Source organism: Aeromonas sp. ASNIH7 (assembly GCF_002903485.1).
Taxonomy (GTDB): Bacteria; Pseudomonadota; Gammaproteobacteria; order Enterobacterales; family Aeromonadaceae; genus Aeromonas; species Aeromonas caviae.
The window spans coordinates 708,175-721,394 of record NZ_CP026226.1; the positions used below are offsets into that span (position 1 = coordinate 708,175).

Here is a 13,220-nt window from a genome sequence, read left to right on the forward strand (position 1 = left end):
TTACCGATCCCTATTCGATTCAAAGCCTGTAAAGAGGTCTAACCAGTCCTATTTTATGAAAGTTTCATCAGCAAGTACAAAAAAATCTCGGCGTACACCTGTACCAGGCGCGAAGTGGTCACTAACATGCGAGCAAACACGGGCAGGAAAACGATTGAATGTAAGGCTGCAAACGAATCAACATCTGAGCTGAAAAAGAGACGGGGCCCGTGTCGCCACTGAGCCCCGTCCTCGATCATCTCCCCTGGGCGGTCCACCAGCTCTTGCGCTGCTCATCGTCCAGGAAACTCCAGGCGAGGATCCGGCTCACCTTGTTGCCTTGCGCCATGTCGAGCACGCGAACCTCCCGCGCCCCCACCCGAGCCAGCGCCTTTCGTGCGGCAGGCAGATTTTCCTTTTTCGACACCAGCGAGCTGAACCAGAGGCATTGGCTGGCAAACTCCTTGCTCTGCTCTATCATGGCCGCCAGAAACGCCGCCTCGCCCCCCTCGCACCAGAGCTCAGCCTTCTGACCGCCGAAATTGAGCACGGGCGCCCCGGCCACTGCCTGGCCCTTGCCCAGGTTGCGCAGCTTGCGCTCCGTCCCCTTGCTCGCTTCCGCCAGAGAAGCATGAAACGGCGGGTTGCACAGAGTCAGGGCAAAGTGCTCCTTCGGCCCCAGGATCCCGCGAAAGACATGCTTGGGGTTACCCTGATGACGGCATGTGATCTGGTTGCCCAATCCATTGCTGGTGGCCAGCAGGGTTGCCGCCTTCACCGACACAGGATCGATGTCTGAGCCCACGAAGCGCCAGCCATACTCCCGGGCGCCCAGCAAGGGATAGATGCAGTTGGCCCCGACACCGACATCCAGCACTCGAACCTGCTTGCCCGTCGGTACGCATCCCGCGCTCTCCGCCAGCAGATCCGCGACGCGGTGCAGATAATCGACCCGCCCCGGGATGGGCGGGCAGAGGTAGCCAGGCGGCAGATCCCAGTGTTCGATGCCATAGTGCAGCGCCAGCAGCGCCCGGTTGAGCGCCTTGACGGCGGCCGGATCGGCGAAATCCAGGGTCCGGGTGCCGTGCTCGTTGACGAACACGAAAGGCGACAGCGCCGGGGTACGCAGGCAGAGCGCGTCGAAGTCGTAGGGGGCCTGATGGCGATTGCGCGGGTGCAATCCGGTTTTCTGCTGGGGTGTCATGCTGGACCTGCCGAGGATCAAGGGGGCCACACTATAGAGAGTCGGCCAGGGAAAGTCTAAAAGAGGGCCATAAAAAAACCGGACCCTGAGGGTCCGGTTCAAGTGAGGTTGGAAAAACAGTCCGTACTGCGAGCCGTTTGTCCAGCCTGACTCAGATATCGATCCGGCGTGCCTGCCAGAACTTGTTGCGCCAATACACATTGTCGAGCTTGGAGCGCGTGACGCCGGCACGGAAGGAGACATGGATGAATTCACCGTTGCCGACATAGATGCCGACATGGTTCAGACGCGGGTTGATCTTGAAGAAGACCAGGTCCCCCTCGACCAGATCCTGCTTGGAGACGCGAGAGCCTTCGTGGACCTGGGAGCGGGTATCGCGGGGCAATTCGATGCCGATGGCATTGCGGAACACTTCACGGGTAAACGCCGAGCAATCGATACCTCGTTCTGTGGTACCGCCATAACGATAGGGGGTACCACGCCACTCTTTGTATACGGTCAGGATTTCGTTGACATCCGGGGTAGGCGAAACTTCGGGTTCAATCACGGGTTCCATCATGGAAACCTCGATCTTGCTCGCGACCTCGGGTTGGGGTGCCGAAGCACAACCTACCATTCCGAGCGCGACCAGCAGTAGCATCAGGTGGCGCAATCCTTTATCCCCGCAAAAAGAGTGAAACTTGTTAAAATGCAGCCCGAAAGGGCAATTTATAAGGCAACAGCACCCGACTATATCCAAGAATTCTATCGAGGCAAGCGAAAATCCCAATCGACCTCACATTTTTGCAAGGAAATGCTCTGTTTAGCGCAATTTATGTGATCATGCCCAAACAATATACAATCTTGAAAGCATCGGTTTTGAGCGCATCAAACGGACTGTTATCGCTATTTCACCCCCATTTTTAAGTGAAATATTATGCTATCTGCGGATCTCTATTTGTTAAATACGGCAAGCGTTGATGCAGACCTGATGATCAGGCTGGCATCCGAACTCGCCCCGGATGAACGCCGTCACTGGCACGAGATCCACCAGGCGGGTCGCCAGCATGAGTACCTGCTCGGCCGGGTGCTGCTGCGCCGCCTGCTGGCCGAGCGACTCCATTGCCGGGCCGATGCCCTGACTTTTGGCATCGGTGCGCATGGCAAACCGACACTGCTCAGTCATCGCTGGCAGTTCAACCTCAGCCACAGCGGAGAATGGCTGGTGATCGCCCTCTGTGAGGAGGGCCCCCTTGGGGTGGACATCGAGATGGGATTGCGTCACCGCCCCATACTGCCGCTGGCCAAACGCTTCTATGCGCCAAGCGAATACCAATGGTTGAACACCCAGCCTCGAGAGGAGCAACATTCGGCCTTCTATCGGCTATGGTCTCGCAAGGAAGCTGTGCTCAAGGCCCATGGCGATGGTATTTCCGCCGGGCTCGACAAGATCAGCTTCCTTCCGGAGCAGGCATGGCAGCTCAATAATCACCTCGACAATCGCCACTATGAAATCCGTGACTGGCCCGCGGGCAGCGGATGGCTCAGCCTGGCTGCCCCGACCCGCCGGGTCGATGCCCATCTGCTGGATACGCGCTTGAATTCCACCCCGCTGGACCCCATGTTGATCCACACCATTTTTCGAGAGTCAGCCTCATGATCGTCGACATCACTCCCCAGAACTTCCACGCAGAATTGCTCGATGCGTCCATGAAAAAGCCGGTCGTCATCTATTTCCACGCCCCCCAAATGCCGGAGTGCCAAGCCATGACCCCGCAAGTGGAAGCGCTGGTCGGCCCGGCCAATGCGGCGGTGACCCTTGCCAAAGTCGACATGAACGACCCCCAGTTGCAGCCTCTGGCCAGCCAGCTTGCCCTGCGCGCACTGCCCGCGCTGGTGCTGTTCCATCAGGGGCGCCCGGATGAACAGGCCTTTTTGGAAGGGCCGCAGGATGAAGCCACATTGCGCCAGTATTTCGCCGCCTTTGCCCCCAAAGAGGAGGAGTTGCTGCTCGATCAGGCAAAGCAGGCGCTGGAGAACGGGCAAGCCGATGTGGCGCACACCCATCTTGGCCAGGCCCATCGCCTCGCCCCCGAGCGTCACGACATCACGCTCTGGCTGATACAGGCCACGCTGGATCTCAATCTCCTTGACGAGGCGCAGAGCCTGCTTTCGACCATCCCCATGGTGGCACAGGATGACCATTACCAGACCCTGAGCTCCCGCCTCTCGCTGGCGCTGCAGGCCAGCGACAGTCCTGAGCTGCGCGCCCTGGAGCTGCGCCACGCTGAACAGCCTGATGACCATGCCCTCGCCCAGGAGCTGGCGGTGCTCTACAGCCAGGTTGGTAGACAAGAGGAGGCGTTGGCTCTGTTGTTCACCATCCTCAAACGTGATCTCGCCTTTGGCGATGCCAAGAAGATCTATCTCGATGTGCTGGCAACCATGGGCGCGCACCCGGCGGCGCAGAGTTATCGTCGCAAGCTCTACAGCCTGCTCTATTGAGCGACAGGAAAATCAGAAGAGGGGATGCCGATTCGTCGGCATTGCCTTGTCAGGCGGGTTTCAGCGGGGAAACGCGGTAATTTGATGAATTTCAGGCAAAAAAAAATGGCGCATTGAAATGCGCCATTTTTTCGCATGGATTACTTCTTGTAGGAAGTAGCCATGTTGTCGATGCGCTGGTTAGCACGCATAGCTTCTTGCTTGGCTTCTGCAACATCAGCAGCGATCTTGGACTGATCAGCACGAACAGCGCTAACATCTTGAGCCAGTTGGTCAACTTTGTTAGACAGATTCTGAACGGAAGTTTCCAGTTCGCTGGTGTTTGCACAACCGCCCAGCAGAGCGGACAGACCAACAACACCTACCAACAACATTTTTTTCATTTTTAAAAGCTCCCTTTAACTCGCCAGACGTTTAGCAAGCGGCGTGATTATGGCACAAAAAAATCATAGTTTGGATAGGCCTCATCACAGATAAATGCGTTAAAACCCTCATTTTTTTTTAGTTGCACACTTTCCGTACAAACTTTAAGCAAAAATGAGTGTCCTTCGATGAGGTTCGCACAAAGCGTAACCAAAATTTGGGCTTATTACAATTTCGTATGAGGCTCAGGCTGAACGTTCTGACAGCAATTGACGATATTGCACCAAATCTTCGATGGTCAGGACCGGCATCCGGTGCTGGCGACCGAAGGCCACCAGGTCCGGCAACCTGGCCATGGAGCCATCTTCCTTGGTCAACTCGCACAATACTCCGTAAGGTTTGAGCCCGGCGAGCTGCATCAGATCGACGGTCGCTTCGGTGTGACCACGGCGGGTCAGCACCCCACCCGTGCGGGCGCGCAGCGGGAAGACATGGCCGGGTCGATGCAGATCGGAGGGCCGGGCTCCGTCGGCGATGGCCGCGCGGATGGTGGTGATGCGATCGGCGGCGGACACCCCGGTGGTCACCCCCTGCGCCGCTTCGATGGTCACGGTGAAGGCAGTCTGATAGTGGCTGGAGTTGGCCTCCACCATCATCGGCAGCTCGAGCTGGCGAACCCGCTCGTCGGTCAGACAGAGGCAGACGATGCCGGAGCACTCGCGGATCATCATGGCCATCTGCTCGTTGGTCATGGTTTCTGCGGCAAAGATGAGATCGCCTTCGTTCTCGCGATCTTCATCATCGGCCACCAGCACACCCTGACCGGCACGCAGGGCGGCCAGCGCGGCTTCGACGCGAGCAATGGGATCACCGAATTCACTGAGTAGAGACTGATTCATGGTAAGACTCCTAAGAAAGACAAGGACCAGAATCAGGGCATGGAAAGGCAGACAGAAGTAGCCATGCGGCGGCCAACCCGTCAGGGTCTGGCCAGCAATATCTGTCTTATCCTCTTTCATCCGGACTATGACCGTCGGCTCCGGCATCTCACCGGATCTGCTGACCCCGTCCCGGATGAATGCCGGGTCGGGCGCTCGCGGGCTCCCCGAGTCACATCGGGATACCGCCGGTGGGGAATTTCGCCCCGCCCTGAGAATAAGCGCAGACAGCCTAAAGAAAAAAGACGCAGGATGCCAGCCAAAAACCCATCAAAGACAAACCGGGTGCTGGCTGCACTGCAATTTTCGCGCGAGCACCACCCGATACACGGCGCGCTGTCCTTTCTGAATTCGTTTGTGGCATAGTGCCAGCAAAAACGCGCGCGCCCGCGCAGACCGGGTGCCAACATCACAAACGGAATCATGACAGAGATGGAAAAGAAAATACTGCTGACCGATTGCCCCGATGCCAAGGGTCTCATCGCCAAGATCACCAACATCTGCTACAAGCACCAGCTCAACATCAACAAGAACGACGAGTTCGTGGATCACGAAAACGGCCGCTTCTTCATGCGCACCGAGCTGGAAGGGCGCTTCAACGACGAGACCCTGCTGGCCGACCTCGATGATGCCCTGCCTGCCGGCGCCCAGCGTCGTCTCGTCAAGGCGGGCAAGAAGCGCATCGTCATCCTGGTGACCAAGGAGACCCACTGCCTCGGCGACATCCTGATGAAGAACTATGCCGGCGCCCTGGACATGGACATCGTCGCGGTCATCGGCAACTACGACACCCTCGCCGAGCTGACCGGCAAGTTCGACATCCCCTTCCACTGCGTGAGCCACGAGGATCTCAGCCGCACCGAGCATGAGGAGCAAGTGCGCACGCTCATCGATGGCTACCAGCCGGATTACGTCATCCTGGCCAAATACATGCGTGTGCTGACCCCAAGCTTCGTGGAAGCCTATCCGCGCAAGATCATCAATATCCACCACTCCTTCCTGCCAGCCTTCATCGGTGCCCGCCCCTATCGTCAGGCCTTCGACCGCGGGGTCAAGCTGATTGGTGCCACCGCCCACTTCGTCACCGACGATCTGGATGAAGGCCCCATCGTCGAGCAGGACGTGATCCACGTTGATCACACCTTCAGTGCCGATGACATGGCCAAGGCCGGACGCGACGTGGAGAAATCCGTGCTGAGCCGGGCGCTGGAACTGGTGCTGAACGAGCGGGTCTTCGTCTACGGCAACAAGACCGTCGTGTTCAAATAAGCGGCTGCGCGCACCCCAGAAAAAAGGCTCCCGAGGGAGCCTTTTTCATTGCGCGGCACTCACGGGTGCAGCGGCAGACCATTGACGGTCACGACCCCTTTGTCGAGCTTGAGCTCGGCCTGAAACTGTGACTCCTGCGCCTTCAGATATCCCATGGCAGTGAATTGCTCCAGCATGGGGGCCAACTGGGGAACGGCCTGGCCCAGCTTCTCCCCAAGGTGGGCATGAAGCAGACCGGAGAGTGCCTGCATCCCCTCCTCGCTGCCCATCAACTGTGCCAGGGTAGTGGGCGCCAGCTTGGCCTCCCCTTGCAGGCTGACAGGCTCACCGTTCAATCGCGCACTCAGATCCGCCAGTTCCAGCGTGGCCCCTCTCTGGAGCATCTTGTCCAGCGCTTCCTGGATGGCCGCTTCGTCCACCCGTTTGCTGCTGGCCTCTTGCAGCGTCTGATACCCCTCGAGATCCAGCCCCTTGAGGGAGAGATCCAGATTTCCCTGGGTCAGCGCGAGCCGGTCTTCCTCGCTCTCCATGTTGAGGGTCGCCACCTTCATCTGATAGCGAGTGGAGAGCGTCTGAAGATCGTCCCCCGCCAGCTCGGTGGCCGTGGTCAGCCCCTCCAGCGTGATCTTGACGTTCCCCGGCTGGGTCAGGGTGAAGGCCGTGAGGGTCGCATCGCTGCGGGGAGAGAGCCAGAGCCCGCTGATCTCGGCCATGTCGGCACTGCCCTTGAGATCCGCCAAGGCCAGATCTGTCTTGCTCTGGGCATCGTGGACCGTCATCCCCAACCAGTGGGCGGTGAGATGGCCATTGCCGTCGAGATCCCCGCGATAGTCGCCGTTCAGGGGCAGGAAGGTGAACTCGTTGAGCCCCTCCTTAACCTTGAAGTCACTCACCCAGAAGCGGGAACTGTTGCTCATGGTCCAGAGGCTGCTCGCCGATTCGGCCCCCAGTTGCCACTGCTGCATCCCCAGAGAGGTCAGGATGGGCGCCAGCGTGCCCTGTGCGGTATCAAGCTGGAGGTGGCTCTTGATATAGAGCGGCAACAGGCGGCTGTTGAACGCGAACTGCATCTCGATGGGTTCGCTTCCCGCCAGCTGGGGATCAAAACTCGCCAGCGTCTGGGGCGGCACCACCACCTTGAGCACGCCGTCGCGGGTGAACAGATTCTCCGTCTCCGGGCTCCAGGTGACTTCGATTCCGCTCTCCTGCTGCGCCCTGGCGATCTGCTCGGCCAGGATCCGGTCGAACGTATTGCCCGTGTACCAGCAGGCGCCAAGCCCTCCCACCACCAACACGGCTCCGACGGCCAAGGCCACTTTTTTCTTCATCAGTTCTGTTTCTCCACAATGGTTCAATGGCGGGTGCATGGGCGCACTCTACGGGGAGGATGGGCATCAACACAAGCCAGACAACGGCTTGGGTTCCACGCTCTGGCTGTCACAGCAGGGGGCTGAACAGGTAGAAGATGTTCTCAAGCAATTTTTTGTACCAGGGGCGGGCACGCCACCTGGTCAGTGACATGGGGGTCGCCTCCAGCATGTAGCCCTGCACCAGCTGGTTCATCTCGGCGACAAACACCGGGTTGTCGATGAGCAGGGTGATCTCGAAATTGAGCCAGAGACTGCGCCGGTCGAGGTTGACCGTGCCCACCAGGGCGAAATCATCGTCCACCAGCACGCTCTTGGTGTGCAGCAGTCCGGCATCATAGCGGTATATCTCCACTCCTGCCGCCAGCAGATCCTCCATGAAGGAGTTGCTGGCGTGGTTGGCCATCAGGGAGTCGTTGCGCGCAGGCAGAACTAACTGCACCAGCACGCCGCGGGCCGCCGCCGAAGAGAGGGCCGCAGCCAGCGGATCGTCCGGCACGAAATAGGGGGTGGTCAGCACCAGATGGTGACGAGCCTGGTAGATGGCGAGCAGCAGGCTCTGCTGGATGCAGTCACCGCCGACGAAGGGGCCTGAGGGAATGAGCTGGGCTCGATAGTTGGTCTGTGGCCAGGCTTCCGGCTCATGTTGCAGACTGTCGAGCAGCCGCTCGCCGGTCTCCATCTCCCAGTCCCAGACGAAGGTGGACCACATCAACGGCACCACGGGGCCCTGCACCCGGATCATGATGTCGACCCACTGGCCGACCCCGGCATCCTGCTTGAAGAAACGGGGATCCACCATGTTCATGGAGCCGGTGTAACCAACCTTGTCATCGATCACCACCAGCTTGCGGTGCATGCGCAAGTCCTGGCGCTGAAACGGGATGCGCCAGGCGCCGACCGGCAACACTTCCACGACTTTGACACCAGCGGCACGCAAGGTTTTGGGCCAGGAGGAGCGGAAGAAAGTCTTGCTGCCGATGGAGTCGAGCAAGACACGACAATCCACGCCGCGTGCCGCCACCTCCATCAACGCCTCGCACACCTCGTCCACATCCCCGCCGGGGTGCCAGATGTAGAACTCCAGATAACAGGATTGGGAGGAGCCCCGGATGTCGCGCACTATCTCCTCTACGATGCTCTTCGGCTTGTGCAGCAGAGTCATCCGGTTACCCGAGAGCATGGGCATGGCCAAGCGCCCCTGGATCAGATCGTGGAGCGGGCGTGCCTTGCTGCCCACCTCGCAGCAGTGCTGGGGGAAGAGGCGCGCGAGCTGGCGGATCCAGATGGCGTAAGGACGGTACATGGCCTGGGCCCGCTCCGCCCGCTTGCGACCGAGGCGAATCTCGCCAAACAGCACGTAGAAACCGACCCCGGCGAAGGGGATGGCATAGATGAGGGCCAACCAGGCGAGGGATACCCCGATGGGACGTCGCTTCATCACCACCCGCAGGGAGATCCCAGCCACGATCACGGTGTGAAACAACAGCAACAACCAGCCGAGAAAGCGGGAAAACAGCAACTGAATGTCATATTCCAGACCGTCGAGCAAGGCGACTCCTTGGTGTATTGGACAGATGGCACGGGCAGACCCCACAGGGTCGGGATGGTATGCTATGGGGCACACCCATTCTATCAGGTCGTTAGCATGATCCTGCAATCTATGCTGCTGAGTCTGGCCATGCTAGGTCAAGGCTCATATGACATCAATGAGCAGCAGATAAATCAGTACCTGCAGTCACAGGTGCAAGTGGACAAACAGCTGGAATTGCCCGGCATCATCAAGGCCCATGTGCAACTCGAGCAGAGCGATGTGCAGATTGGTCGCCAGAGCCCGGATACCGCCAGGGTGTTTGGCAAAGGCAAGTTGAAAATCGCGCTCCCGGATCAGACCGAGTACGACGCGCGCCTCAACATGACCTATGAGGCGAGGCCCCGCTACGACAAGGCCAGGAGTGCGCTCTTCCTCGACAACATGAAGCTCATCGATTACAAGCTGGAGCCTGCCGCGGCGGAACAGAAGTTTGGTTTCATGCTGAGGATGCTGCTGCAGAGCATGGAGAAACGGCTGGAGACCCAGCCTGTCTACAAGCTGGATGACAAGGATCCCAATCAGGCCTGGCTCAAGGAAAATCTGCTGGGGCTGGAGCTGTCACCAGGCAAGATCCACCTGCTGACCAAACCCCAATAAGACGTCAGTTGAAAACAGGCGCCTTCGCCTGACGCACCAGCAGCTCGATCTGGTAACCCTGTTCGTGCTGCTGGTGATAGAGAGAGTGGAGGGGCCCGTCGAGTTCATGCAGGGGAAGGTGGTCAAATCCCGCCTTGAGGTAGAAGGGTTTCTCGAACGGCAGGGCGTGACAGATCACGGGCTTGTCGGAAAGATCGCGGCAGGCATGCTGCAGCAAGCGGGACCCCAGCCCCAGGGACTGGTAGTGAGGGAGCAGACGAAAGCCACACAAGTGGTAATAATCCTGTTCATCGCGCAGGCGCACCGCCCCCACCAACCAGTGCGCGTCACGGACCACAAAAATCCGTTCTGCCAAATCCGGCACATAGTGGGAAAACGTCGTCTCGTAATAGTCTCTGATGAGGGAAAGATCCGCATCACAGTACTCTTCGAATCTGAGCTCCATCGCTCGCCTGCTTGTCATGCCCATTTCGCTCTGGCCATACCGGCCCTCTCCTGCTCGCTCGCTGGCTCCACGAAGAGATCAGACCAGAGTGGAGCAACAGCAAGATAACACGCCTTTAACTTACAAAAAAGCCAATAACTCGATGGAAAAGACGAGGTTGCGATCATCCGTCCCTTGACGCCATGAGCCGCGCCCCTTGTCCTGAGTGAGCACACAGGCGGGACGTCCCTCTACCATCGCATTTCCAGCCTCCCCTGTTCACGGGCACTTGTTCTGCGCCATCCCGAATGCTTTACTCAACGTGGCTAACGAGGCTTAAGGAGCAAGCCGTTGAAAGCATGGATGTTGCTGGGCATGATGCCGCTGTTTTCCCACGCAGCCCCGGCTCAGATACCGCCACCGGCAGAGGTGGTGATCCTGACCCCGGAGACGGCTGTCTCCTCCCCGGTTCCCACGCCGCGTACCGTGGCACTCACCACGGCGCCGCTCCCCTCCCCTGAACCCGCTAAGTCTGCAAGCCGTCAGATCCAGGTCTACAAGTCGGTACAAAAGAACGGGGTCATACGCTATTCCGACATGATGCCGGAGCAGGGTCACTACGAACTGCTGCTGTTCAACGACTGCTATGCCTGCGATCCGGCGTCCAAGGTCAACTGGCGCACGACAGGCCTCTTCCTCTATGACTACGCCAGCACCATACAGGCGGCAGCCAAGGCTTATCAGGTCGAGCCTGCCCTCATCCGGGCGCTGATCCATGCCGAGTCCGCCTTCAATCCCCTGGCCGTCTCCCGCAAGGGCGCCATGGGACTGACCCAGCTGATGCCCGCCACGGCGCGCGAGCTCGGGGTCGGCAACGCCCTGCTGGCGGAGCAGAACATCTTTGGCGGGGTGAAATACCTGGCGGGGCTGCTCAAGCAGTATGACGGCAATGTGGCCCTGGCCACCGCCGCCTACAATGCAGGCGCCGGTGCGGTGCAAAAACACGGCGGCATACCGCCCTATGCCGAAACCCGGGCCTATGTGGAACGGGTCAAGCTGCTGCATCAGCGCTACAAAGAGATGCTGAGCGCCAAGGGGTTGTAGGACCGGTACGGTACAAGCACGGCGGCATCCCTCATTGGCCGAAACCCGGGCCTATGTGGAACGGGTCAAGCTGCTGTATCAGCGCTACAAGGAGATGCTGAGCGCCAAGGGGCTGTAGGACCGGTACAGTACAAGCACGGCGGCATCCCTCATTGATTGGCCGAAACCCGGGCCTATGTGGAACGAGTCAAGCTGCTGCATCAGCGCTACAAAGAGATGCTGAGCGCCAAGGGACTGTGATCATGCCGCACCCTATCGTCAGCATGGCGCCCTGCCCGGTATTCCTTCAGGCATAAAAAAACACGCCCGGGGGCGTGTCGATACCACACGTTAACTAGCAACACATCACTCTTTCGTGGCGATCACACGATAGGCCAATGCACCCAGAATGGCACCGACAATGGGGGCAACCCAGAACAGCCAGAGCTGGCCCACGGCCCAGTCACCGACAAAAAGCGCCACCCCAGTGCTGCGCGCCGGGTTGACCGAGGTGTTGGTCACCGGAATGCTGATGAGGTGAATGAGGGTCAGGCACAGACCGATGGCGATGGGAGCAAACCCGGCCGGCGCACGGCTGTCGGTGGCCCCCATGATGACAAACAGGAAGAAACCGGTCATCACCACTTCACACACCAGTGCGGCCAGCAGGCTGTAACCACCGGGGGAATGCTCGCCATAGCCGTTGGAAGCAAAGCCTGCGCTCACATCAAAACCCGCCTGTCCGCTGGCAATGACATAGAGCACGCCACCTGCCACGATCCCGCCAAGCACCTGGGCCACGATGTAGGGCAGCACGTTGGAGGCCGGGAAGCGGCCACCGGCCCAGAGCCCGACGGTCACGGCCGGGTTAAGGTGGCAACCCGAGATATGACCGATGGCATAGGCCATGGTCAGCACGGTCAGACCGAACGCCAGGGCGACGCCCAGCAGGCCGATCCCCACATTGGGGAAGGCGGCAGCCAGCACGGCGCTCCCGCAGCCTCCCAGTACCAGCCAGAAGGTTCCCATAAATTCAGCAGCAAAAGGTTTCACTCTTGTCTCTCCCATGATGATTAACACGAGAGCCAGAAAGGCTCATACGGACACTGTTATTGAACAGGCGCCATATTATGGGAGTGTGGCGGAGCAAGACGAAACCGACCCGGCTCATCGCGGATATGTGATGAAGGTCACAAGTTATTGATAAAGTAGAAAGATATCCCCCCGCCCAGTGCGCTTCTCCACGGGAGTCCTATGGAGGGACGCGACAGATTGTGACCCTACCAGCGATTTTGCCAGCAGCTCCGGCACCCGGCGCTCCCCTGCCAACACCGGGTAGCCCTCCTCCGGGGATCAGCGATAACGGCCGCGCACCGATCCGCTGGCCCGCCCGGCCATGCGAATGAGGCTCTGACGGGTGTGGAAGTGGCAGAGCGCCACCCCGAGGGCATCCGCCGCATCCGCCTGGGGGGTGGCAGAGAGCTTGAGCAGATGGGTCACCATGTGCTGCACCTGCTCCTTGGCGGCGCCACCGGTGCCCACCACCGCCTGTTTGATCTGGGTCGCCGAGTACTCGCTCACCGGCAGCAGGGCGTTGACCGCCGCGACGATGGCGCTGCCACGGGCCTGGCCGAGCTTCAGGGCAGAGTCCGCGTTGCGCGCCATGAAGACCCGCTCGATGGCGAACTCGTCCGGCTTGAACTGGGTGATGATCTCGCTCACCCCGTCATAGACCTGCTTCAGGCGAGACGGCAGCTCCCCCAGATCGGTGCGGATGCAGCCCGATCCCAGATACTCCGCCTTGCCCGCGACGATGCGAATGACCCCGTAACCGGTGATGCGCGAACCGGGATCGATCCCCAGAATGATGCTCATGAACGGAATACCCCGCCCACTGCGGTCAGCCATCTCATCTTCG

The 13,220-nt window shown here is 59.6% G+C and carries 14 protein-coding genes and 1 riboswitch; of the genes, 5 read left to right on the forward strand and 9 right to left on the reverse strand.

Going from position 1 to position 13,220, the window contains the following annotated elements:
* Nucleotides 1–235: 235 nt before the first annotated feature.
* Complete coding sequence (rlmF, locus tag C2U47_RS03135; protein ID WP_029313997.1) at nucleotides 236–1,183, reverse strand: 23S rRNA (adenine(1618)-N(6))-methyltransferase RlmF; 948 nt, start codon at nucleotides 1,181–1,183, stop codon at nucleotides 236–238.
* Between the two features lie 151 nt (nucleotides 1,184–1,334).
* Complete coding sequence (locus C2U47_RS03140; RefSeq protein WP_010673526.1) at nucleotides 1,335–1,823, reverse strand: C40 family peptidase; 489 nt, start codon at nucleotides 1,821–1,823, stop codon at nucleotides 1,335–1,337.
* A 276-nt stretch (nucleotides 1,824–2,099) separates the two neighbouring features.
* Here C2U47_RS03140 and C2U47_RS03145 point away from each other — a divergent pair, with 276 nt between their 5' ends.
* Both C2U47_RS03145 and C2U47_RS03150 read left to right on the forward strand, forming a co-directional pair.
* Nucleotides 2,100–2,822, forward strand: a complete 723-nt coding sequence (locus C2U47_RS03145; RefSeq protein WP_029313995.1) for a 4'-phosphopantetheinyl transferase family protein — start codon at nucleotides 2,100–2,102, stop codon at nucleotides 2,820–2,822.
* Nucleotides 2,819–3,667 carry a tetratricopeptide repeat protein gene (locus C2U47_RS03150; protein ID WP_069785441.1) on the forward strand — a complete coding sequence of 283 codons (849 nt, stop codon included), beginning with the start codon at nucleotides 2,819–2,821 and terminating at the stop codon, nucleotides 3,665–3,667. The genes C2U47_RS03145 and C2U47_RS03150 overlap by 4 nt, the downstream gene beginning before the upstream one ends.
* A 140-nt stretch (nucleotides 3,668–3,807) precedes the next feature.
* Here the strand turns inward: C2U47_RS03150 and C2U47_RS03155 are convergent, their stop codons facing one another.
* Nucleotides 3,808–4,050 (reverse strand): Lpp/OprI family alanine-zipper lipoprotein, encoded by a 243-nt coding sequence (locus tag C2U47_RS03155; protein ID WP_010634682.1) that lies wholly within the window; start codon nucleotides 4,048–4,050, stop codon nucleotides 3,808–3,810.
* Between the two features lie 225 nt (nucleotides 4,051–4,275).
* Nucleotides 4,276–4,929 (reverse strand): 3,4-dihydroxy-2-butanone-4-phosphate synthase, encoded by a 654-nt coding sequence (ribB, locus tag C2U47_RS03160; protein ID WP_010673523.1) that lies wholly within the window; start codon nucleotides 4,927–4,929, stop codon nucleotides 4,276–4,278.
* A 104-nt stretch (nucleotides 4,930–5,033) separates the two neighbouring features.
* Nucleotides 5,034–5,191: riboswitch (FMN riboswitch) on the reverse strand.
* Between the two features lie 209 nt (nucleotides 5,192–5,400).
* Here ribB and purU point away from each other — a divergent pair.
* The gene (gene purU / locus C2U47_RS03165) at nucleotides 5,401–6,237 is read left to right on the forward strand and encodes a formyltetrahydrofolate deformylase (protein WP_029313992.1); all 837 of its coding nucleotides are present in this window, start codon (nucleotides 5,401–5,403) and stop codon (nucleotides 6,235–6,237) included.
* 59 nt (nucleotides 6,238–6,296) lie between these two features.
* Here the strand turns inward: purU and C2U47_RS03170 are convergent, their stop codons facing one another.
* Together C2U47_RS03170 and cls are read right to left on the reverse strand one after the other, a co-directional pair.
* Nucleotides 6,297–7,565 carry a DUF945 family protein gene (locus C2U47_RS03170; RefSeq protein ID WP_010673521.1) on the reverse strand — a complete coding sequence of 423 codons (1,269 nt, stop codon included), beginning with the start codon at nucleotides 7,563–7,565 and terminating at the stop codon, nucleotides 6,297–6,299.
* 109 nt (nucleotides 7,566–7,674) lie between these two features.
* Nucleotides 7,675–9,156: a cardiolipin synthase gene (gene cls, locus C2U47_RS03175; protein WP_010673520.1), complete on the reverse strand. Its 1,482-nt coding sequence runs from the start codon at nucleotides 9,154–9,156 to the stop codon at nucleotides 7,675–7,677.
* A 96-nt stretch (nucleotides 9,157–9,252) separates the two neighbouring features.
* Here cls and C2U47_RS03180 point away from each other — a divergent pair, with 96 nt between their 5' ends.
* Entirely contained in the window at nucleotides 9,253–9,795 is a 543-nt protein-coding gene (locus C2U47_RS03180) for a DUF1439 domain-containing protein (protein ID WP_029313991.1), read from the forward strand.
* A 4-nt stretch (nucleotides 9,796–9,799) separates the two neighbouring features.
* On the opposite strand, the gene C2U47_RS03185 is transcribed toward C2U47_RS03180, so the two are convergent.
* Nucleotides 9,800–10,240 carry a GNAT family N-acetyltransferase gene (locus tag C2U47_RS03185; protein WP_010673518.1) on the reverse strand — a complete coding sequence of 147 codons (441 nt, stop codon included), beginning with the start codon at nucleotides 10,238–10,240 and terminating at the stop codon, nucleotides 9,800–9,802.
* 342 nt (nucleotides 10,241–10,582) lie between these two features.
* On the opposite strand from C2U47_RS03185, the gene C2U47_RS03190 reads away from it, so the two are divergent.
* Entirely contained in the window at nucleotides 10,583–11,323 is a 741-nt protein-coding gene (locus C2U47_RS03190) for a lytic transglycosylase domain-containing protein (RefSeq protein WP_069785440.1), read from the forward strand.
* A 345-nt stretch (nucleotides 11,324–11,668) separates the two neighbouring features.
* Here C2U47_RS03190 and aqpZ read toward each other — a convergent pair whose 3' ends face one another.
* Both aqpZ and ruvC read right to left on the reverse strand, forming a co-directional pair.
* The gene (gene aqpZ / locus C2U47_RS03200; RefSeq protein ID WP_010673516.1) at nucleotides 11,669–12,355 is read right to left on the reverse strand and encodes an aquaporin Z; all 687 of its coding nucleotides are present in this window, start codon (nucleotides 12,353–12,355) and stop codon (nucleotides 11,669–11,671) included.
* A gap of 300 nt (nucleotides 12,356–12,655) precedes the next feature.
* Nucleotides 12,656–13,177, reverse strand: a complete 522-nt coding sequence (gene ruvC, locus C2U47_RS03205) for a crossover junction endodeoxyribonuclease RuvC (protein WP_010673515.1) — start codon at nucleotides 13,175–13,177, stop codon at nucleotides 12,656–12,658.
* Nucleotides 13,178–13,220: the final 43 nt, after the last annotated feature.

Bases quoted from the DNA above. Each gene is read 5' to 3' on its own strand.
- rlmF (WP_029313997.1), bottom strand. From the start codon at position 1,183: ATGACACCCCAGCAGAAAACCGGATTGCACCCGCGCAATCGCCATCAG.
- C2U47_RS03140 (WP_010673526.1), bottom strand. From the start codon at position 1,823: ATGCTACTGCTGGTCGCGCTCGGAATGGTAGGTTGTGCTTCGGCACCC.
- C2U47_RS03145 (WP_029313995.1), top strand. From the start codon at position 2,100: ATGCTATCTGCGGATCTCTATTTGTTAAATACGGCAAGCGTTGATGCA.
- C2U47_RS03150 (WP_069785441.1), top strand. From the start codon at position 2,819: ATGATCGTCGACATCACTCCCCAGAACTTCCACGCAGAATTGCTCGAT.
- C2U47_RS03155 (WP_010634682.1), bottom strand. From the start codon at position 4,050: ATGAAAAAAATGTTGTTGGTAGGTGTTGTTGGTCTGTCCGCTCTGCTG.
- ribB (WP_010673523.1), bottom strand. From the start codon at position 4,929: ATGAATCAGTCTCTACTCAGTGAATTCGGTGATCCCATTGCTCGCGTC.
- purU (WP_029313992.1), top strand. From the start codon at position 5,401: ATGGAAAAGAAAATACTGCTGACCGATTGCCCCGATGCCAAGGGTCTC.
- C2U47_RS03170 (WP_010673521.1), bottom strand. From the start codon at position 7,565: ATGAAGAAAAAAGTGGCCTTGGCCGTCGGAGCCGTGTTGGTGGTGGGA.
- C2U47_RS03180 (WP_029313991.1), top strand. From the start codon at position 9,253: ATGATCCTGCAATCTATGCTGCTGAGTCTGGCCATGCTAGGTCAAGGC.
- C2U47_RS03185 (WP_010673518.1), bottom strand. From the start codon at position 10,240: ATGGAGCTCAGATTCGAAGAGTACTGTGATGCGGATCTTTCCCTCATC.
- C2U47_RS03190 (WP_069785440.1), top strand. From the start codon at position 10,583: ATGTTGCTGGGCATGATGCCGCTGTTTTCCCACGCAGCCCCGGCTCAG.
- ruvC (WP_010673515.1), bottom strand. From the start codon at position 13,177: ATGAGCATCATTCTGGGGATCGATCCCGGTTCGCGCATCACCGGTTAC.